Raw genomic sequence first — 21,105 nt, 5'->3', positions numbered from 1 at the left:
GTTCGTTGACGTCAGGCGAAAAGCGGGGTGCCGCTGGGTTTCGATGGAGAGGATGGTTTCTGTCGCGGGACCGCTGAGAGGTCCGGAAGATCCAGGACCGTTCGGATTGCTGCGCTGAGCCGGTCAAGGGCCGCGCTTGCGTCGGACGTTCCCTCAATGTCGCGCCAGGCGATCACGCCATCGGGGCGAACAAGCAGAACTCCGGCTTCCTCGATCTCGCGGATGCGCTGCCACTCGCAATAGAGGTCCTGCGCCTCCGGCGAGCCCGTCAACACGACGCGGAGGAATGGCAGATCGAGGCGCAGCGCCGCCTCCTTCCATGCCCCGCCGGCGAGGCCGGTCACGACAGTGAATAGGCCCTTTCCGGTCACGTCGAGCGTCGACACGCGCAAGCCGTCACGGTCGACGAGCCATGCATGCGGAATCTTGGCACCGGGGCGCGACGTCGGTTGATTGTAGAGGCCGCGATCTCGCCGCCACTCCTCCGGCTTGGCACCGACGTCCGGGATCACGGCCGAGGATTCGTACCGCTGGTTCATCTCGGTGCCCTGGGCATTGAACTCCGTCTGCTTGAGGTCCAGCGCTGCCTGCGCCGCCTTCCGGGCGGCCACGCCATCCGGCCCTGGGTCGCGGAAGCGTGCGATGCCCGCGGCGACCGGGTTTTCCGCGCCCTGCACCCTGAAGCATGCGTTCAGCGGGGCGTAGTCGAGCCGGGACTGGTTCGCCCGCAGCACGATCTGCTTTCCGACCGGCGCCCGCTCCTGCGAGTAGCTTTCCAGCAGCTTCGGACCGGCCCAGCCCTTCACCGAATAGGCGAGCTTCCAACCGAGGTTGTGGGCGTCCTGGACGCAGGTGTTGTTGCCCAATCCGCTCGACGGCGGGTGCCGGTGGACCGCATCGCCGCCACAGTGCACCCTGCCCTTCGAATACTGGGTCACGTAGGCCTGGTTCACGTACCAGATCGATGTGCGCACGATGTTGATGTCGACGGACGGGTCGCCGATCAGAACCTTTATCTTTGGAATGATCGCGTCCGGAGATAAGTCTGGCTCGCCCTTGCTGATGTCGAAACCCCAACCGGCGATCCACTGCGTCCAGGGATGCACGGCCCGCAGCAGGCCCATGCCGATTTCGCCGAAGCTAGCATCCGGCGTCACGATCCAGTTCAGAATGCTCGGCCGATGTTTGCTGTATTTGGTCAGGTCACAGTTGAAGACGGTGTAGACGGTGCCGGCGCGCGCCATCTGTCCTTCGATCGGCAGGCCCAGATGGTCCACCACCATCGAGCGCGCGCCGTCCGCGCCGACCATATAACGCGCGCGGACGGTGTACTCTCGCCCGTCGAGGCGATCGCGCAGCGTGGCCGTAACGCCGCCCGCATCCTGCTCATGCCGGACGTACTCGGTGTTGAACGCGAAGGTCGCGCCCTTCTCGGCCGCCTTCTGGAACAGAATTGGCTCGAGCAATGGTTGGATGATGTCGACCATGCCGCAGGGGCTTGCACGCAGATAATCGCCGCGGCGATCGTCGCCAGTCCCCCAGGTCCGCATTCGGATCAGCTCGCAGCCAGCCAGGCTGGTCGTGAAGGTCGTGTCGCCCATGAGCTCCCAGGGGCTCGCGTACCGGGCCACGTCTTCCGCGATCCCGAGATCGCGGAAGACCTCGTTGGCGCGCTGGTTGGTGATGTGAGCGCGCGGGCTGTCGGCCATCCAGTTGCCGCGCGATACGATGTGACTGCGAACGCCGCAATTGGCGAGCGCCAGGGCGGTCGTCGAGCCCGTGGGGCCGGCGCCGATGATGAGCACGTCCGTTTCGTATGCCATTTGCCTGCTCCGCGATGCCCGCATTCGCGCGGGCTTTAGTCGATCAATGAGCACCGTCGGCCTGCTTCGCCGCCATCATCGCCATGCCGGCGATCCAGCCCGGAATCGCTTCGTAGAATTCCTGCTCCATCTTGAAGTGGCCGCCCGTGGAAAAGGCGCCGAAGGCGGCGACCCATGCGAGCACCTCGTTGGCGCCGCGCCCCGCGACTTCGCGGACCTTGCCGGTGTTGAGGGCGTCCGCGCGCCAGATCTGGCCGCTGCGAAGGATGTTCATGAACTCCGCGTCCCACTCGGGATTGAGCGGCTGGCAGGGCCCCTTGCCCGCCTCGGCGAGAACACCCGCCTCGAGCACGCGCTTCTCGCGGGCCTCCTTGGCCTCGGCCGTCGGATTCCGGCCGTTGATCAGCCGCTCGCGGATTTCGGGCGGCGCATCCTTGATCGACGGCAGCGGCGGATCGTGCGAGAGGCCACCCGACGCGGCAAACAACACCCGCTTGCCGGAACGTGCCGCGAACCGGCCGACCGATTCACCGAGTTGCCGAGCACGGCGGTAGGTCGGAACGGGCGGCGCTGCGGCGTTCACGAAGATCGGCAGGATCGGAATTGATTTGAAGTCTCCGAGCATCGCTTCCCAAAGCTGGACGAAGCCGTGATCGACCGGCATGCGGTAGGACACCGCGACGTCGAAGTCCTCGGCCCGCACGTGGTCGATGAGCTCGAGTGCCGTTTGCTCCGGAACATCCAGCGGGCCCGTCCCGCCTCCCCAGTCGCCCAGGGAGACTGCTCCGGCCCCGACGCAGAAGGAGGGCATCAAGTCGTAGAAGAAGCCGTTGAAGTGATCGGGTGCGAACTGGATGATGTAGTCCGGTGCGAACTCCTTCACGAAGGCCCCGAGCCGTCCGAACGCGGTTCGGACGCGTTGCTCGGTTTCGTTGCTGGCCGGCCCCTTGTACATCAGGGGAGTATGCGAAGCGCAGACGATGGCGACTGACATGATCGGATTCCTTCGAACGCCAAGCTGATTTGTCGAACGATGGCTGGCGGCTACTTCTTCACCAGCAGGCACGGACTGTCGGAAAGCGGGCGATTCACGGACTCGCCGGGCAGCGTCTGGATGACGTTGTAGAGATCCCAGGGGCCTTTGTTTTCGCCGGGCTTCTTGACCTGCAGCAGGTACATGTCGTGGATCATCTTGCGATCTTCGCGGATGTAGCCGTCGGCCGCGAAGAAGTCGTGCACCCGCTCCTTTTCCATCTGCTTCATCACCGTCGGAGCGTCGTCGGTACCCGTGGTTTTCACCGCCTTCAGATAGTGCGCGACGGAGGAGTAGACGCCGGCGTGGAATCCGGTCGGCATGATCTTGGCCTTGGCGAAGAAGCGTTCGGCCCATGCGCGCGTTTCGGGTGTGCGGTCCCAGTAGAACGGCGACACTTCGTAGGCGTCGTGCGCGATCTTCTGACCGACCGCGTAGACGTCCGTCAGCACCGACTGAAGCGGAACGATCTTGGCTGTGGAGCTCAGACCGAATTCGTCCGCCTGTTTCATCGCGGTGACCGTATCGCCGCTCGACGCCGCGATCGCGATCACGTTTGCACCGGCATTGGATGCGGTGAGAAGGAACGATGCGAAATCGGACGTGTTCGGCGGGAAAACGGAGTTGCCGACCACCTGCCCGCCGTTGAGCTTGACTTGCTCGGACGTATCGCGCGTCAGGGCATTGCCGTACGCCTGATCCACCGTGAGGAAATACCACTTCGTTCCGCCGGCCTCGACCACGGACTTGGCGGCACCTTTCGCGAGATTGTAGGTATCCACCGTCCACTGGACCGTGAGCGGCGAGCAGGCCTTGCCGTTGAAGTCCGAGGAGGTCGAACCGGACAACAGCATGATCTTGCTCTTCTGCGCCGCCATGTTCTGCACGGCGAAACCGATCGGCGATCCCTGCATGTCGGCGATCGCGTCCACGCCCTCTACGTCGAACCAGCGTGCTGCGATCTGCGATCCGACGTCGGGCTTGCCTTGGTGATCGGCCGAGATCACCTCGACGTTGAGACCCGCGCCGAAGTCCTCGGCGGCCATCTCGGCCGCGATCACCGAGCCCTTGCCGTTCGCCATCGCCGTGGGGCCGGCGATGTCCGTCAGGACACCGACCTTGACTTTCCCACCGCTCAGATTGGCGTTGCCACCGGCGCTCTGGGCCGCAGCGGGCATTGCGAGGGCCAAGCACACGGCCGCGGACAAATAAAAACTTGAATGAACCATCGTTTCCTCCCGTCGCCGCCTCTCTCAGCGGGTTGGGCGATGGATTGCCGCCGATCGCACTATGATTCCATCGGAGTCTGTGAAATGTTCGCACAGCGAACACGTCCGGAGGCGATCATGCACCGCAACGTCAGGGCACTTTCCCGAGGGTTGGCCCTGATCAATGAGCTCAATGCGAGCGGGCCATCGAACGTCGTGCAACTCGCGAAGAGGACCGGCCTCAACCGGACAACCTGCTACCGTTTACTCGATACGCTCCGCGAAGACGGCTACGTAACGTTCGACGAAATGAACGCTCTGTTCGGCTTGACGCCCCAAGTGCGCACCCTCAGCGAAGGCGTTTCTTCACGCGACCTATCAAGCCAGGCAGCGCTGCCAGCCATGTTCGGCTTGCTCGACGAGGTTTCGTGGCCAAGCGACTTCGGCGTCTTCGAACTTGGCTCGGTCCTCATCCGAGAGAGCACGCATCCCTTCAGCCCCTTCTCGGTCCATCGCTCGATGGTCGGCCGCAGAAGATCCTTGGTCCGGAGCGCCCTGGGGAAGGCCATCCTGGCCGCCTCGACGCCTGCGCTGCGCCGCGAGATGCTCGAGCTGACCGCCACCCTCGTCGAAGAAGACGCAGGGTTGGCGAAGGATCGTCGCTTCATCAACGAAATCCTCCTGCAGACGAAAGAAGATGGATACGCCTCGTCCGTCGGTGGATCGGAGGCTGGTATCAGCGCCATCGCGCTGGCCATCCCAGGTGGTGGCCCCGTACTCGGCAGCCTCAACCTCATCTTTTTCTCGTCGTCGATGACGCCCGAGGTCGCCGCGAAGAAGTATTTGCCCAGCATGAAAGTTGCGGTGAGGGAAATCGAGCGTCGATGGTCTGCGGCAAACAAGGCACGAGGGAAGATCTCATGAGCGCTTGCACCGAATCTGCTCTGCTGGCGCTCCGAATAATGATCATTTTAATTGCGCAGATATCCGATCTGCTCGCGCTCATATCCAAATCCACGACGCGCCTCAGCCGTCAGGTTAGTTGCGGGGCCAAGTTTCACGTTCGATGTCGAGCGGTTGGAGCTTACTTGCCAAATGTTCTCCCTCGCAAAATCCGTCCTCCAAACCCGCGGTCAAAACCTACGGTTTTCATGATGCAAGGATATGATCGCGGACTGACCACAATGGCCTTCGTCGCGCTACTCGTTGTTTTATTATCGCTTTGAAGAATGCGAGGCAGAGGAAACCGTTGTGGTGGCGGAAGAACCCTCCTCCGAACCCACGGCGAAAAACTACGAGTTGGCGCGAAGCATCGCGCAACTTCGCGGAAATTTTCGTTGGATTCGCGGTAGATTCGGGGAATCGGATACAGGGGAGGGCTATGGCGTAGAAATGGCGGAGAGAGTGGGATTCGAACCCACGGTACGGTTTCCCGCACACACGCTTTCCAAGCGTGCGCCTTAAGCCACTCGGCCATCTCTCCGGGAGGCCTCTCTTGAAGGGCTCAGCCGGATTTTGCAAGGGAGCGCGGGCCTCCGGCGCAAGATTTCCCCAATGTATTGAAAACATTAGATAAATTGGCAAGGCGCCAGCCGCGCCTGGCGGCCTGGTTGACGCCGCAGGCGATTCCTGCGGCGTGCTGGCCGGACGCAAGCGCAAATCAATGACGGCGGTCCGGGCGGGCTGGCGCAAGCATTGCGAGAATGCGCGCGTATCACTCACCGGGCGGAGCAACATAATGTCATACCGGCTCCCGTGCGCACCAGGCCGGGACGACAGAACAGCGGATGTGCGAACGACGCACCGATCCCGCAGGGATAACGTTCGCTCAGTGATAGCGCGCGGCAAGATCCGCCGTGCGGCGCGGCCACAGGGTTGGAGGCTCCGGCAGCGCCGCGTTTGCCGCACTGGGCGTATCCTGCAGCGCCTCGATGAAGTCGGCGAACCATTGCTGGATGGTGCCGCTGTTGAGCTTCTCCATCATCGCTTCCCAGCGCATCCGCCGCTCGGTCAGCGGCATCGCCAGCGCGGTTGCGAGCGTGCGCGCCATGCCGTCGATGTCGTGCGGATTGACCAGCAATGCGGCGTCGAGCTCGTTCGCCGCGCCGGCGAATTTCGACAGCACCAGCACGCCGGGATCCGCCGGATTCTGCGCGGCGACGTATTCCTTGGCGACAAGGTTCATGCCGTCCTGCAGCGGCGTCACGACGCCGACCTGCGCAGTACGATAGAGCCCCGCGAGCACGCCCTGGCCGAACCCCTTGTTGAGGTAGCGGATCGGCGTCCAGTCGACCTCACCATGCACGCCGTTGACATCGGTGACGAGTTTCGCCACCTCGCCGGCGAGATTGCCATAGGCCTCGATCGCGCCGCGCGAGGGCGTCGCGATTTGCAACAGCGACACCGAACGCTTCAGGTTCGGATGCAGCGACCACATCCGGTCGAACGCCTTGATGCGGTTGACGAGACCCTTGGAATAATCGAGCCGGTCGACGCCGATCGCGAGCTTCTCGCCGTTCAGGCTGCGCCGCAGCCGCGTCACGTCGGGATGCGTCATCGCCTTGGTGGCCTGCTGCGCGAACTTGCCGGGATCGATGCCGATCGGGAACACCGCAGCGCGGGTGCGGCCGAACGACGAATTGATCACGCCGTCACGCACCTCGAATTCGAGATCGTTCTGCACGTAGCTCAGGAAATTCTCGCAGTCCTCATCGGTCTGGAAGCCGATCAGATCATAGGACAGCATCGCCTCGATCAGTTCGCGATGATTGGGCACGCCGGCGATCACCGCGCGCGCCGGCCACGGCGTGTGCAGGAAGAAGCCGATCGGCTGCGTGACGCCGAGGTCGCGCAGCTCGGCGCCGAGTGCGAGGAAATGATAGTCCTGGATCCAGAATACGGAATCAGGCTTGCGAAAGCGCAGCAGCGCGCGCGCCATGAACGCGTTCACTTCGCGATAGCTGGTGTAGTCCTCGTGCGAGGCGCGAATCAGATCGGCACGCGAATGCATCGCAGGCCACAGCGCCGAATTGGCGAAGCCCTCGTAGTAGCCGCCATAATGCGCGGCCGGCAGATCGAGCATCGCCAGCGCGCCCGCACCGAGAGCCTCGACTTCTGCGAAAGGTTCCTTGTGGTTCCCGTCGCGGACCCGCCCGCTGGAACCAACCCATATTGCCCCTGTCTTTTCCACCACCGGCAGCAATGCCGCGGCCAGCCCCCCCGTCATGGGTTCGTTAGGTTTTCCGCGCGAGACGCGGTTCGATACGACGACGAGGTTCACCAGGTCCCCTCCTGTTGGTCAACTCGCGTATTAACAACCATTCATCAAGATGGTTCCTGATCAAGGAATCTCCCAAATGAAACCAAAATCGGGCAGGGCGCGGAGGAACTCGCGGGAACTTGCGAAAAGAAAATTACACGCGAGCGCCGCGTCACGACGCAAAAGCACCGCATTCGATTCGGTTGCGATGAATACGACTCGGGTTAGGACAGGCTGACGTCCCGATCATCGTCCAGCAGCTGCGCGAGAAATTGACGCACATCGCTCGGCCCGGCGAAATGTCCGGCGACGCCGGTCGCGCGGCGGCCGACGGAGAATGCGAGACCGTCGAAATCAGGCATGATGCCGAAAACGGTCTCGTCGGTGACGTCGTCGCCGATGAAGAACGGTCGGCGTCCCCGGAACGGCTCATGCGTCATCAGCTCGCGCACGCCGGTCGCCTTGGTGAAGCCGGAATGCTTGATCTCGCAAACGCTCTTGCCCGGCAACACCTCGATCGGCGCATTCGGCAGTTCGGCGCGGATCAGCGACACCGCTTCATAGATCGCCTTCTCCGCAGCGGGCGCCAGCCGATAGTGCAGCGCCAGCGAATAGCCCTTGTCCTCGAGCAGAATGCCGGGGCTGAGCTTGGCGATCGCGGCCAGACGGCGCTTCAATTCCTTGTCGAGCGGGGGCGCGTGCGCGGCGACGGCCTCGCTGTCCGGCTGCAACCGCATCTCGGCGCCATGGCCGCCGATCGCGGGAAACACGTCCGGCGCGAAGATCAGGTCGATGTCGTTGAGCGAGCGGCCGCTGACCAGCGCCAGCGCGCCGCCGGTGCGCTCATGCAGCTGCTTCAGCGTGCCTGACAGCTCCGGCGGCACCCAGACCTCGCGCGGCGTCGGCGCGAAGTCGAGCAGCGTGCCGTCGATGTCGAGCAGCACCGCGGTCTGGTGAAGCGGCGGAATCAGCGATGCCGGCACACTCTCGATCCTGCTGTCGATCCTGCTGTCATTCTTGGCGTCAGGGGCGATGTCGTCATCCAGAGCTATTTCGGCCACGTCATGCTTCGTCATAGTCTACTCCACAAATGCCAACGGTCGCGCGACAGATTCGAGCGATTTTCGCTCGGCCGCGACGGCATAGCGCCAAGCGGCGGCTGCGGCGACCAACATGAGTGCCGACCCCAGGAGGTAGCCGGCGAAGACGCTGTTGCGCGATCCGGTATCGATCAACACGCCGAACAGCGCCGGCCCGATCACGCCGCCGATCCCGGTGCCAACAGCATAGAAGACCGCGATCGCAAGCGCGCGGACCTCGAGCGGAAACGTCTCGCTGACGGTGAGATAGGCGGCGCTTGCCGCCGGCGAGGCGAAGAAGAAGATCACCATCCAGGCGATGGTCTGAGTCGTGGCGCTGAGCACGCCGACCGAGAACAGATAACCGGACAACGCGAGCAGCACGCCCGAGGTGCCGTAGGTCAGCACGATCATGGTGCGGCGGCCCAGCGTATCGAACAGGCGGCCGAGCAGCAGCGGTCCGAGGAAATTGCCGGCGGCGAACGGCAGGATGTACCAGCCGACATTGCTGGCGGCGATGCCGAAGAAATCGGTCAGGATCAGCGCGAAGGTGAAGAAGATCGCGTTGTAGAAGAACGCCTGCGCCGCCATCAGCGTCAGCCCGAGCAGCGAGCGTTGCCGGTAGGTCGAGAACAGCGTCACCGCGACCTCGCGCAGCGGCGTGTGATCGCGCATCCGCAGCTTGATCTTGTCGAAATCTTCGCTGGACTGTTCGCGACCGAGCACCGAGGTCTCGATATCGGCGACGATCTTGTGCGCCTGTTCGGGGCGACCGTGGATCATCAGCCAGCGCGGGCTTTCCGGAATCCACATTCGCATCAACAGCACGACAAGGCCGAGCACCGCGCCGGTGAAATAGGCGAGCCGCCAACCATGATCCGGCGCAAGCAACGCAGGATCGAGCAGCACGATCGCGCTCGACGCGCCGATCGCGGCACCGATCCAGAAGCTGCCGTTGATGACGAGATCGGTCCAGCCGCGGTAGCGCGCCGGCACCAGCTCCTGGATGGTCGAATTGATCGCGGTGTATTCGCCGCCGATGCCGGCGCCGGTGAGGAAGCGAAACAGCGCGTAGCTTGCGACATTCCACGACAGCGCGGTCGCAGCCGTCGCCGTCAGATAGACCGCCAGCGTGATGAAGAACAGCTTCTTGCGCCCGATCCGGTCGGTGAGCCAGCCGAAGCCGAGCGCGCCGAGCACGGCGCCGGCGAGATAGGCGCTGCTGGCAAGACCGACATCGGCGTTGGAGAAGCTCATGGTCGGGCTCTCCTTCAGCGCCCCCGATAATGCGCCGGCGAGCGTCACTTCGAGCCCGTCGAGAATCCAGGTGATGCCGAGCGCCAGCACGACGCGGGTGTGGAAGCCGCTCCAGTGGAGATTGTCGAGGCGAAGGGGGATCGAGGTCTCGATGATGCGATCGGCGGTCTGCGCAGTTGGCGCGGCCGTCCCGTCGATCGTTGTCGCAGAACTCGATTGTACCGGCTGCAAATTCATCAGATTGGACCAATGAGAAAATCCCCGGAACGGTGCGTTCCAAGGTCTTCCCTCCCAGGATTGCGGCAAACGGTGTGCCCGCCACACCACATCAACGCTGCATGCCGGGAACGGTTCCCGCACTGCGGCACAGGAACCGCAATCGCGGCGAAGTGTTCTCGGCACAAAGCCATGGAGGCATTGATGGCTGCACACAAGAAAGTCTCGCGCAAGACGCCGAGAAAATCAGCGGCACGATCCACGAGCAGAGCGCGCCGCAAGCGTGGTGCGAGAAAGACAACGTCGAAGCGCTGGTCGCAGCGGGTCACAAAGGAGAGCGACGCGCTCGACCTCAAGCGCGGCGTGTTCAAGCAGACCAGCGCGAGGAAGATCGCAGCATCGCTGAAAAAATCCGCCGAGCACAGCACGCGCCGCAAGAGTGGCGCCTATCGTTCCGCGCTGTCGATGCTGACCTTCTATATCAACCGCGCCGGCAAGACGCTGCCGAAGACCGAGCGGTCGCGGCTCGAGCGCGCCAAGGTCGAGCTGAAGCATCAGTTCGGTCGGGATTGATACCGTCGTCCTCGTTCTGTCGGCCTGGCGAAAGCCGGGACCCATTACCACTACTGTCTGTTGGCGTAAGGACAACTCGCCGCTTGCCTCCTTCGAGGGCGGCGGCGTATGGGTTCTGGCCTTCGCCAGGACGACGGTGGTTAGTTCAGCGCCAGTTACGCCGCGCGGATATTCGCCATGAAGCGGTCGAGCTCCTCGCGCAGCCGCGAGCTCTCGACCGAGAGCGAGCGGGCAGAGTTCAGCACCTCTTCGGAGGCGGCTCCGGTCTCGGTGGCGCCGCGGTTGACCTGGGTGACGCTGGAAGCGGCTTCCTGGGTGCCCTGCGCGACGTTCTGCACGCTGCGCGCGATCTCCTGCGTGGCGGCGCTCTGCTGCTCGACCGAGCTTGCGATGTTGGTCGCGATCCCCGAGATCTGCCCGATCGTGCCGCCGATCTCCTTGATCGCGGCGACCGATTCCTGCGTCGCGGCCTGCATGCCCGAGATGTGGGTGGAGATCTCGTCGGTGGCGCGCGCGGTCTGGCTCGCCAGCGATTTCACCTCGGAGGCAACGACCGCGAAGCCGCGGCCCGCCTCGCCGGCGCGTGCGGCCTCGATGGTGGCATTCAGCGCCAGCAGATTGGTTTGCTCGGCGATCGCCGTGATCAGCTTGACCACGTCGCCGATCTCCTGCGCGGCACGTGACAGCTTGCCGATCCGCGCATCGGTCTGCTCGGCCTGACGTACGGCGGAATCGGCGATCTGGCTGGACTCCTTGGCACGGCGGCCGATCTCGTCGACCGACGCCGACAATTCCTCGGTCGCGGATGCCACCGACTGCATGTTGCTGGAGGCCTCCTCGGAGGCGGCGGCGACCTGGCTCGACAGGTTCTGCGTGGTCTCCGCAGTCCGCGTCAAGGTACCGGCCGCGGATTCGAGCTGCACGGCGGACGCCGACACGTTGGAGACGATCGAGCCGACCGCGGATTCGAATTCGTCGGCGAAACGAATCAGCTCGTTGCGCCGCGCGGTCGCGCTCGCCTTGTTCTGCGCTTCCTGGGTCGCGGCATCGCGCTCGGCCTTGGCGACCGCCTGGACCTTGAACTCTTCCACCGCGCCGGCCATTTCGCCGAGTTCGTCGCGACGGCCGAGGCCGGGCAGCACGACGTCGAAATTGCCGGCGGCGAGCTCGCGCATCGCCGCACACATCGCTGCGATCGGCCGCGAAATGCCCTTGCCGAGCAGGAACGCCCACACCAGCCCGAGCACGAAGCTGCCGGCCGCGAGCATCAGGATCAGCTGCTCGGTGTCGCCGATCATGCTGTGCGATTCGGTCTCGAACCGCTTCTGGTCGGCGAGCAGATCGGACTTCATCGCCGCCGCGCCCTGGCTGATGGCAGCCGCGGATTCCGTCATCTCGACGGTCAATTCGTCGATCGACTTCGCATTCGCGATCAGCCTGGTGAGCGCCTCGCGGTACTCCTCGAGCAGGCCGGTGATGTCTTTCACGCTTTGGGTGATCCGCTCGTCCTTCGAGGTGATCGCCTTCACCAGATTGTCAGCGAATTTCAGCCGGGCGAGCGCGCTGGAGGCGACCGTCTTGTCGCCGTTGACGACGAAGGTGTTGACTGCCCCGGCGATCGACTGCAACTGGTCGGCCACCTTCTTGGCGCCGAACTGGATCGACTGCAGCTCGGAATCGTCGGCATTGCTCGGCAGATCGTCGAGCTTGTAGCGCATCGAGGTCGCGCTGCGCGTCAGCTTGTTCTGCGCGGTCAGCGCGCTGTCGTCCTTGATGCGGACGATCTCGGCAAAGATCTTGGTGAAGGCACGGAACTCGCGCTCCAGCTTGGTGACCTGCTCGAGCCGGGCCGGATTGCTGGTGCCCTTCATCGACGCCACGATGGCGTCCTTCAGGCTGGCCTCGGCGGCGAGCGCGGCCTTGGCGTCGTCCTCCTTGCCGGTGGCGACGTAGTAGCGCGCCAGCGAACGGTAGGAGATCAATTCGCGGTCGATGTTGCGGGCGAGATCGGCTTCCGCGACGCTCTGGCGATAGGAGCCGACCCCGACGGAGACCCGCTCGAAGCCCAGATAGGCAAAGCCCATGGTGGCTGCCGACAGCGCCAAGGTGACGGCAAAGCCGAGCATGATCTTGGCGCGGAATCTGAGGGTTGGGAACCTGATCGACAACGATCGCTTCAGTCCCGGCATTCCAACCCCCGTCTTCATTCTGAAAACCACGCGGGGTCCGGCGGCAACCCGCCCCAGCCCCCGGAGGGCAAAACTAAGGCAGAATCGATAAGGCCCGGTAAATGGGCAGCGGCCGCGCCGGTTCGGCCCGGTACTACCTTGGTCGGCCCAGGGGGGCGGGCAAGGTGATTGACGCGCGGGTCCGGCCCGATAGTTTAGAACCGATCAAACCTGTCCCTGCCCGGGCCAGGACAACACATCGGGAGGTGTCCCATGTCATCGCGTCGATCGGCGCCGTTGGCGCTCGCGGCGAGCTCGGCTGACGGCGAAGACCGCCGGCCCATGACATTTCCCTTCACGACCTGGAATAAAAAGGCGGGCCTAGCCGCAACCGATCGCGGCGAAGCTCCGTAGCCTTGAGACCCGCGCGAGCCGAACCGGCCGCGCCAAGAAAAGCAAAAAATTCTGGTCAGGGAGGATACGTTTGGCGAAGCAGAACGGCAGCGCCACCGACAGCATTGTCGTGGTGCAGGCAAAGACCGACGGGCCGCAGGAGGCGGCCGACGAGATCGCGCGCCAATTGGCCGCGACCGAGCTCGCCATGCTCGTGGTGTTCGTGTCGCCGTTCTACGATCCGCAAGCGTTCATCGCCGAACTGTCGAAGCGGATGCCCGACGTTCCGATCTTCGGCTGCACCACGGCCGGCGAGTTGTCCCCGCGCGGCTGGGACGAGGACAGCGTGGTCGCGATGGGATTCGACGCGGCCGATTTCGTCATCGCGGCCCGGCCGCTGTTCGACGTCTCGACGTTCCGGGTCGACCACGGCCGCTCGATCTGCACCGAGCTGCAGCACGAATTCGCGCAACGCACCGAGCATTGCGACCACACCGACGAGTCCTTCGGACTGCTCTTCATCGATGGCATGTGCCAGCGTGAGGAGACCATCATGTCGGCGATCTACGCCTCGCTCGGCGACATCCCGGTGGTCGGCGGCTCCGCCGGCGACGGGTTGCGGTTCGAGAAGTCCTGGGTGTTCCATGACGGCAAGGCCCATAGCGATGCCGCCGTCCTGATCCTGATCCGGACCCGGCTGCCGTTCCGCACCTTCAAGTGCGATCATTTCGAGCCGACCTCGACCAAGATGGTGGTGACCGAGGCCGACACCGAGCACCGCATCGTCAAGGAATTGAACGCCGAGCCGGCCGCGCTGGAGTATTCCCGCGCCGTGGGCCTCAGCGACAGCAAGCTCGAATTGTTCTCCTTTGCCGCGCATCCGGTGCTGGTCCGGGTCGGCGGCGCCTACTACGCGCGGTCGATCCAACGCACCAACCCCGATGGGTCGCTGCAATTCTTCTGCGCCATCGACGAGGGCATGGTGCTGACGGTGGCGCGCGAGCGCGATCCGATCGACGTGACCAGCCGCCTGCTCAAGGAGCTGACCGAGGATCTCGGCGAGGTCTCGATGTTCATCGGCTTCGAATGCGTGCTGCGCCGGCTCGATGTCGAGCAGCGCCAGCTGTCGCGCGAAATGTCGGAGCTCTATCGCCGCAACAAGGTGATTGGCTTTCAGACCTATGGCGAGCAGTATCGCTCGATGCATGTCAACCAGACGCTGACCGGCATCGCCATCGGCAAGCGGGCGATCGCGCCGCAATGACCGACAGCAAGACCACGCGCATTGCCGCCCTCGAACGCGAAGCCGAGAAGCTGCGCAAGATCAACGCCGCGCTGATGTCGCGTGTCGAACGGTCGACCGACCAGCAGCTCAACGCCTTTTCCCTGTTCGAGACCGCGATTGCGCTGGACCAGCAGGTGCGCGACCGCACCCAGCAGCTCAAGCAGGCGCTGCAATCGCTGGAGAAAACCAACGGACGCCTGCTGCAGGCCAAGCAGCAGGCCGAGGCGGCAAGCTCGCTGAAATCATCGGTGCTGGTTTCGGTGACGCATGACCTGTTGCAGCCGCTGAATGCGGCGCGGCTGACGCTGTCCGCGCTCGCGGAAATGGCGACCGAGCCCAAGAGCGTCGCGCTGACCGACCAGATCGACCGCTCGCTGGCGACGCTGGAAGACATGCTGCGGACGCTGCTCGACATCTCGAAGCTCGACGCCGGCGTGCTCCGGCCCGAATTCGGTCCGGTCGCGATCGCCGCGCTGTTCGAGGCGCTGGAGCAGGAATTTGTCGCGACCGCCGCCAAGCGCAATCTCGGCTTCCGGATCATGCCGTCATCCGCCGTGGTTCGCTCCGACCCGCTGATGCTGCGCCGGATCCTGCAAAACCTCGTCGCCAACGCGCTGCGCTACACCCAGCGCGGCACCGTGCTGATGGGATGCCGCATGAAAGGCAGCGACATCTGCATCGAAGTGCACGACACCGGGCCGGGCATCCCGGAAGCCCAGCGCGAGGCGATCTTCGTCGAATTCCAGCGCGGCGACGCCGGCGCCGGCGACAAGGCCGGCATCGGCCTCGGCCTTTCGATCGTGCGCCGGTTTGCCGATCTGCTCGGTCATGACATCCGGCTGAATTCGCACGCCGGCAAGGGCTCGGTGTTCTCGGTCACCGTGCCGCGCACGCTCGATCCGGTCGCGATCCCGGTGCGCGAGCAGGCCAGCGTCGACTATCGCTATGGCGGCATGGAGGGCGCCAAGATCCTGCTGATCGAGAACGACCTGTCGAGCGCCGAGGGTCTCGCGCATCTGCTGGAGAAATGGGGCTGCGACGTCGCGGTGACGATCTCCAAGACCGAGGCGCTCGAGCGCATCCATGCGCTCGACGGCATCCCCGACGCGATCATCGCCGACCTGCATCTCGACAATGGCGAGACCGGCATCCAGGCCGTCGATGTGATCCGCGGCGAGATCAACGCCAAGGTCCCGGCGATCATCGTGACCGCCGACTACTCGGCCAAGGCTGCGTCCGACGTCTCGGCGTTCGGCCATGAGCTGCTGAAGAAGCCGATCAAGCCGGCCGAGATGCGCTCGCTGCTGTCGTTCCTGCTGGCGGCGGAGCAGTCCGGCGCGCGGCTATGATTCGGCGTCGCGCGACGACGAGGCCGTCACCGGCGCGTGGTCGTGCTTGCCGAAATCGAGCTTCGACAGCGCGATGATCGCCTCGGTCCGGCTGCGTACGCCGAGCTTGCGCAGAATCTCGGAGACATGCACCTTCACGGTCGTGACCGAGATATCGAGCTCATAGGCGATGTGCTTGTTCTGCAAGCCACGGCAGATCATGTCGAGCACACGAAGCTGCTGCGCGGTGAACTGACCGAGTTGCTGCATCAGCTGCTTGGTCTCGGCCTGCGCCTTCCGTGCGGCGGCGGTATCGCGGAAGCGCGTCGGCAGGCACAGCTCGCCTTCGAGGATGCCGCGCAGCAGCCGCGCCAGTTCGAGCTTCGGCGTCGACTTCGGAATGTAGCCGGAGATGCCGAGCGAGATCGCGCCGCCGACGATCCGGGAATCGTCATGCGCCGACACGATCACCAGTGCGCTGCGCGGCGCAGCGGCGCGCACCCGGTAGGCGCCGAGCAGGCCTGTGGTCCCCGGCATCGACAGATCGAGCAGGATCAGATCAAGCCCCTCGCGCGCGGCGATCACGTCCAGCGCGCCGTCGATCGAGGTGGCCTGCAACACCTCGGCGTCGGGAAACTCGGCGCTTATCACGCCGATCAGGGCGGCACGGAACAGCGGGTGATCCTCGACGATCAGCAGTCGAGGCGCACCCGCTTGATCGAGCGGCGGCTGGTCCGCCAGGGGCGCGGTCGTGGTCAATGCTGCGCCGTCCTCCCTCGGATCGCTTGTGACAGCCATGATGCGCACGAACTTATCCCAAAGCCGACCGCCAGCCTATAGGCAGGACGTTCAATGCGATCGCCTCGCGATGCAGCAAGCTAGGGCGCCTTCTCTGCCTTCGCAGCCGCGCTGGTCTCGAGGACCGGAAGCGGAATCTTGCCGAGCTCGATGATCGCCTTGTTGCGGCTGAACAGCTTCAGCTTGCGCAGGATCTCGGTGACATGCGCCTTCACGGTGGATTCGGCGAGCTTGAGCTCGGCGGCGATCTCGCGGTTCTGCAGGCCGCGGATGATCAGATGCAGCACGCGGATCTGCTGCGGCGTCAGCTTCTGGATCCGCTCGCGCAGCGTCCGCGCGGTCTCGGACTGATCGAGCGCGCCGACCGCGACGAAATCCCGCGGCGCCGACACCGATCCGCTCAGCACGCGCGCGATCGCCTGCGACAGCTCGCCGAGCGAGGTCGATTTCGGCAGATAGCCGACCGCGCCCATCTCCAGCGCCTCGCGGATGGTGTGCTTGTCTTCTTCACTGGAGACGATGGCGATCGGCAGCCGCGGATAGCGATCCCTGATCTTCTGGAAGCCGGAGAAGCCGACCACGTCGGGCAGCAGCAGGTCGAGCAGCGCCAGATCGATATTCGGCTCGCTGGCGAGGATGCCGAGCGCGCCCTTGATCGAGGTCGCCTCGTAGATCCGGGCATCGGGATGCGAGATGCGGATGGCGTTGCCAAGCGCTTCGCCGAACAGGGGGTGATCGTCGATGATCAGGAACCCCATCATGAGGACCCTCGCACTGCTCTTTGCCTAGTTCCCGCCGGTATCCTGAACGCTCTGCAGATAGGCATACACGTTTCTCAGCTCGTCGTCGCTGAAGACGTCCTTCCAGGCCGGCATGCCCTTGGCAGGCCGCCCGTCATGGACCGTCTTCCAGAAGGTCGATTCCATGTCGTCAGCATAACGCTTCTTGAGCAGCCTGAGATCGATCTTTCGTTCGGCCTGCACTGCGTCCGGGCCGTGGCAATGGGCGCAGGTGCCATTGAACACCTCCCGCCCTGCCTTTGGATCCCCCTTGGTGTCGCCGGCGGCCGCCGCGGTCTGAACCGGTTTCTCGGCGACCGCCTGCCCGACCGTGACAGGCTCGCTCGTCCCGACCGACGTCGTCGCAGGTGCCGCCTGGCCGAATTTCACCGGCGCGCCGTTCGGCACGCCATACTTGGCAAACAGAGCGGCAATATCCGGCCCGAGCGACGGCAGCACACCGTCGACCTCGTCGCGCAGTGCGCCGGATGCCTTGGCAAAACCGATCGCGGTGGCCCAGAGCAGGCCGTCGCCCTCGGTGGAGACAATCTGGTATTTGTCGCCGTAGCTGGTCTTGTTGAGCCAGCCCGCCACCGGCGCCCAGATGAAGGCGATGTCGACCTTGCCCTGCTCGAGGGCCGCCATGCCCTCCTCCGGGCTCAGCACGGTGACCTTCTGAATATCGTCGCGCAGCGCCAGCAGGTTCTGCGGCGTCGACTGGTATTGCACCGCAACCCGCAATCCCCTGAGGTCGTCGATGCCGGCGAGCTTGCGATCCCTGGCGCCGACCAGCGCATAGCCTTCATGGGCGATCGGCTTCGAGAAGATCACCGAAGGCCCCATGAAATCATCGATCAGTGGGAGCCCGACCATGGCGTCGCACTGCTTGCTGAGCAGCGTCTCCCGCACGGTGCGCTTGCCGAAATACGACTTGTACCAATTGGTGCTCACGCTGCGGCCGAGCTTCGCGGCCACCGCCTGGCCGATCTCGAGGTAGAGGCCGGGCTTGCCCGGCTCGTCACTCGAGAACGGCAGGTTGGTCGGATCGGCGCAGAGCCGCAGCGGCGGTTTTGTCTCGTCCGCGCCGGCCGACAGGGCCGGCGCAAGCAGCGTCGCGGAGAGCAGCACGGTCCGGATCGCCTTTCCCAACTGCACGCGGCGCGTTGAGTTCGGCATGCCATTCAAGTTGATACGGGACACGGACAATGCTGCCTCCTCGCGACTGTTGTTACTGCAGGGCGAACACGAACAGCGAGCCGCCTTCGGGCGCCGCGGCGACCATCTGCTTGCCGATGTCACCGAGGAAGGCCGGCAGCGCCGCGGTGCGGCCGACCACGATCGCGACATACTGCTTGCCGTCGACCGAATAGGTCACCGGACCGGCACCGATGCCGCTGCCGAGGTTCTTGCTCCACAGCACCTTGCCGTTCTTGGCGTCGATGGCGCGGAAGTCGCCATGCAGATTGCCGGAGAACACCAGATTGCCGCCGGTCGTCAGCGTGCCGCCGTTGAAGGGCAGGTCTTCCTTGATGCTCCACACCTTCTTGTTGGCCACGGGATCCCAGGCCACGAGTTCGCCGAGGAAGCCGCCGGGACCGGGCTTGGTCGGGAATTCGGCACCGAGATAGAACACGCCGCGCTTGTAGTTCACGTCGGAGACCGACCAATCCATGCAGACATTGTTGCTCGGGATGTAGACGAGGCCGGTCTGCGGGTTGAACGACATCGGCTGCCAGTTCTTGCCGCCGATCAGGTTCGGGCAGATGTCCTTGGCGGGATGGCCGGGGCCGGGACGCTTGTCCGGATCCTCCTCCGCCCGCATCGTGTTGATGTCCCACTTCTTGGCCCAGTTGGCGAACACGTATTTCTCGGCCGAGATCACCTTGCCGGTCTCGCGGTTGGCCACGAAGAAGAAGCCGTTGCGGTCCGCCTTCATCAGCACCGGCGTCTCGGCGCCCTTGATCTTGAGGTCGGCGAGCAAGAGTTCGTTGACGCCGTCATAGTCCCAGGCGTCGGCCGGCGTGCCCTGGATATGCCACTTGATCTTGCCGGTGTTGGGATCGATCGCCAGCGTCGAGGCGGTATAGAGGTTGGTCAGCTTGCCGAAATTGCCGTCGCCGGTGGAGCGCACCGCGGTATTCCACGGACCCGGATTGCTGGTACCCCAGTAGACGGTGTCGGTCTTGGCATCGTAGGAGCCGACCAGCCAGGCGGCGCCGCCGCCATGCAGCCCGGTGTCGCCCTTCCAGCTGTCGCTGCCGGGCTCGCCCGGCGCCGGCACCGTGAAGGTCTGCCAGAGCAGCTTGCCGTCCTTGAGGTTGAAGGCCTGCAACGCGCCGCGGACGCCGTATTCGCCGCCGCCGAAGCCGGTGATGACCTTGTCGCGGACGATCAGCGGCGGCGAGGTGATCACCGAGCCCTGCTTGTAGTCGACGACGGTCGAGGTCCAGAGCTCCTTGCCGGTCTCGGCATCGAGCGCGGTCAGCTTGCCGTCGAGCCGGCCGACGAAGATCTTGCCGTCGGCATAGGAGACGCCGCGGCTGTTGACGTCGCAGCAGGCGTACTGGAGCACGTCGTCAGGAATATCGGGCTGCCAGGTCCATTTGCGCGCGCCGGTCGCGGCGTCGATCGCATAGACGTATTTCGGCCCCCACGAGGTCGACACATACAGGTTCTTGCCGATCACCACCGGCGAAGCCTCGTTGGAGCGCAGCGAAGCGAGCGACATCGAGTAAACGAGCTGCAGCTTGCCGGCGTTCTCGGAATTGATCTGCTTCAGCGGGCTGAAGCGCGTATTGCCGTAGTCGTGGCCGGCGATCGCCCATCCGTTCGGATCGGACGCTGCCTTTGCGACGGAATCATTGGCGTTCGATGCCGTAACACCTGCCATCACCATGGCGACCAGCGACACGCCGGCAAAGAAAATCCCGCTCCTCAGCTTCATTGGCTTCCTCCAATATGGTTTCGTTGCCGCGATGGATGCATCGCGCGCGCGTCTCTCTACCCAAATGCATGGATCAGCGATCTTGTGTCGCTACATCGGCGATGAAAATGCCAGCAACACTCTTGCGTCGTTATAGGCGGAAGGTAGTAGCGTCAGCGGCGACGATTTTGCCGTGCTGCAAGCACCAATGATCTGCCGGAAATCGCTTGCGTCGCAGCGCATTTTCGTCACGCCGGAGCACGCCGCGGCCCGCTTGCAAATTGCCCATCGAACGGCTGGCTGCTAGGATTAGAGGCACAGCCCGGAGCCTTCGTGACAGGGCCGTAACTACGACTTTGATCGCGGTTACGTCCCATCTGAAGCGTGGTCTACTGGGCCCATAACGAAGCTATTGGGAGAAACGCGTGTCTACAGTCAAACTGACGGTAAACGGCAAGGCGGTCTCGGTCGATGTCGAGGACCGAACCCTCCTCGTGCACCTGTTGCGCGAAAATCTGAACCTCACCGGCACCCATGTCGGCTGCGATACCAGCCAGTGCGGCGCCTGCGTCGTCCATGTCGATGGCCGCGCGGTCAAATCCTGCACCATGCTGGCCGGCCAGGCGGCGGGCTGCAACGTCACCACCATCGAAGGCCTCGCCAAGGGCGACGAGCTGCACCCGATGCAGGCGGCATTCCGCGACAATCACGGCCTGCAGTGCGGCTATTGCACCCCCGGCATGATCATGTCCGCGGTCGATATCGTGCACCGCCACGGTGGCAGGCTCGACGAGGAAACGGTCCGTCACGAGCTCGAAGGCAACATCTGCCGCTGCACCGGCTACCACAACATCGTCAAGGCGGTGCTCGACGCTGCCGGCCGCATGAAGGTCGCGCAGGCCGCCGAATAGCAGCTCGCGCAGCACATACGATCAAGCTCATCACCGCCGATCTCGATGGAAACGGCGGCAAATCGAATCTCC

Annotated in this window: 16 protein-coding genes and 1 tRNA gene; 5 read left to right on the top strand and 12 right to left on the bottom strand. The window is 64.3% G+C overall.

Annotated elements, in window-relative coordinates; genetic code table 11:
- Nucleotides 1–11 precede the first annotated feature (11 nt).
- The 3 genes from ACVINW_RS12845 to ACVINW_RS12835 are packed head-to-tail and all read right to left on the bottom strand — an operon-like array spanning nt 12 to nt 4,034.
- The gene (locus tag ACVINW_RS12845) at nt 12–1,823 is read right to left on the bottom strand and encodes an FAD-dependent monooxygenase (RefSeq protein ID WP_456751628.1); all 1,812 of its coding nucleotides are present in this window, start codon (nt 1,821–1,823) and stop codon (nt 12–14) included.
- A 43-nt stretch (nt 1,824–1,866) separates the two neighbouring features.
- Nucleotides 1,867–2,817, bottom strand: a complete 951-nt coding sequence (locus tag ACVINW_RS12840; protein WP_456751627.1) for a 3-carboxyethylcatechol 2,3-dioxygenase — start codon at nt 2,815–2,817, stop codon at nt 1,867–1,869.
- A 50-nt stretch (nt 2,818–2,867) separates the two neighbouring features.
- Nucleotides 2,868–4,034 (bottom strand): ABC transporter substrate-binding protein, encoded by a 1,167-nt coding sequence (locus tag ACVINW_RS12835; RefSeq protein WP_456751626.1) that lies wholly within the window; start codon nt 4,032–4,034, stop codon nt 2,868–2,870.
- Nucleotides 4,035–4,202: 168 nt separating this feature from the next.
- Between ACVINW_RS12835 and ACVINW_RS12830 the strand changes: the two genes are divergently transcribed.
- Nucleotides 4,203–4,988, top strand: coding sequence for a helix-turn-helix domain-containing protein (locus ACVINW_RS12830; protein ID WP_456751625.1), 786 nt, complete (start codon nt 4,203–4,205; stop codon nt 4,986–4,988).
- 469 nt (nt 4,989–5,457) lie between these two features.
- Here the strand turns inward: ACVINW_RS12830 and ACVINW_RS12825 are convergent.
- The 4 genes from ACVINW_RS12825 to ACVINW_RS12810 all read right to left on the bottom strand — a co-directional run bounded on the left by ACVINW_RS12825 (nt 5,458) and on the right by ACVINW_RS12810 (nt 9,896).
- Nucleotides 5,458–5,547, bottom strand: a tRNA-Ser gene (locus ACVINW_RS12825).
- Between the two features lie 345 nt (nt 5,548–5,892).
- A complete protein-coding gene (locus ACVINW_RS12820) occupies nt 5,893–7,344 on the bottom strand; it encodes a trehalose-6-phosphate synthase (RefSeq protein ID WP_456751624.1) in 1,452 nt (483 codons plus the stop codon).
- Between the two features lie 203 nt (nt 7,345–7,547).
- A complete protein-coding gene (gene otsB / locus ACVINW_RS12815; RefSeq protein ID WP_456751623.1) occupies nt 7,548–8,399 on the bottom strand; it encodes a trehalose-phosphatase in 852 nt (283 codons plus the stop codon).
- Nucleotides 8,400–8,402: 3 nt separating this feature from the next.
- Nucleotides 8,403–9,896 (bottom strand): MFS transporter, encoded by a 1,494-nt coding sequence (locus ACVINW_RS12810; RefSeq protein ID WP_456751622.1) that lies wholly within the window; start codon nt 9,894–9,896, stop codon nt 8,403–8,405.
- A gap of 183 nt (nt 9,897–10,079) precedes the next feature.
- Between ACVINW_RS12810 and ACVINW_RS12805 the strand changes: the two genes are divergently transcribed.
- Nucleotides 10,080–10,448 carry a DUF3175 domain-containing protein gene (locus tag ACVINW_RS12805; RefSeq protein ID WP_456751621.1) on the top strand — a complete coding sequence of 123 codons (369 nt, stop codon included), beginning with the start codon at nt 10,080–10,082 and terminating at the stop codon, nt 10,446–10,448.
- 155 nt (nt 10,449–10,603) lie between these two features.
- Here ACVINW_RS12805 and ACVINW_RS12800 read toward each other — a convergent pair whose 3' ends face one another.
- Nucleotides 10,604–12,637: a methyl-accepting chemotaxis protein gene (locus ACVINW_RS12800; protein ID WP_456751620.1), complete on the bottom strand. Its 2,034-nt coding sequence runs from the start codon at nt 12,635–12,637 to the stop codon at nt 10,604–10,606.
- A gap of 463 nt (nt 12,638–13,100) precedes the next feature.
- Here ACVINW_RS12800 and ACVINW_RS12795 point away from each other — a divergent pair, with 463 nt between their 5' ends.
- Both ACVINW_RS12795 and ACVINW_RS12790 read left to right on the top strand, forming a co-directional pair.
- A complete protein-coding gene (locus ACVINW_RS12795) occupies nt 13,101–14,273 on the top strand; it encodes an FIST N-terminal domain-containing protein (RefSeq protein ID WP_456751619.1) in 1,173 nt (390 codons plus the stop codon).
- The gene (locus tag ACVINW_RS12790) at nt 14,270–15,643 is read left to right on the top strand and encodes an ATP-binding response regulator (protein WP_456751618.1); all 1,374 of its coding nucleotides are present in this window, start codon (nt 14,270–14,272) and stop codon (nt 15,641–15,643) included. Before ACVINW_RS12795 ends, ACVINW_RS12790 begins: the two co-directional genes overlap by 4 nt.
- On the opposite strand, the gene ACVINW_RS12785 is transcribed toward ACVINW_RS12790, so the two are convergent.
- From ACVINW_RS12785 to ACVINW_RS12770, 4 genes are all read right to left on the bottom strand, one after another.
- Entirely contained in the window at nt 15,638–16,420 is a 783-nt protein-coding gene (locus ACVINW_RS12785) for a LuxR C-terminal-related transcriptional regulator (RefSeq protein WP_456751617.1), read from the bottom strand. The genes ACVINW_RS12790 and ACVINW_RS12785 overlap by 6 nt on opposite strands.
- Nucleotides 16,421–16,500: 80 nt before the next feature.
- Nucleotides 16,501–17,181 carry a response regulator gene (locus tag ACVINW_RS12780; protein ID WP_456751616.1) on the bottom strand — a complete coding sequence of 227 codons (681 nt, stop codon included), beginning with the start codon at nt 17,179–17,181 and terminating at the stop codon, nt 16,501–16,503.
- Between the two features lie 24 nt (nt 17,182–17,205).
- Complete coding sequence (locus ACVINW_RS12775) at nt 17,206–18,405, bottom strand: c-type cytochrome (protein ID WP_456751615.1); 1,200 nt, start codon at nt 18,403–18,405, stop codon at nt 17,206–17,208.
- A gap of 22 nt (nt 18,406–18,427) precedes the next feature.
- Nucleotides 18,428–20,143, bottom strand: coding sequence for a PQQ-dependent methanol/ethanol family dehydrogenase (locus tag ACVINW_RS12770; protein ID WP_456751614.1), 1,716 nt, complete (start codon nt 20,141–20,143; stop codon nt 18,428–18,430).
- 404 nt (nt 20,144–20,547) lie between these two features.
- On the opposite strand from ACVINW_RS12770, the gene ACVINW_RS12765 reads away from it, so the two are divergent.
- On the top strand, nt 20,548–21,033 hold the full coding sequence (locus ACVINW_RS12765) for a (2Fe-2S)-binding protein (RefSeq protein ID WP_456751613.1): 486 nt from the start codon (nt 20,548–20,550) through the stop codon (nt 21,031–21,033).
- Nucleotides 21,034–21,105: the final 72 nt, after the last annotated feature.

The organism is Bradyrhizobium sp. USDA 4461 (assembly GCF_054055655.1).
This window is presented reverse-complemented; position numbering and strand designations above follow the sequence as displayed.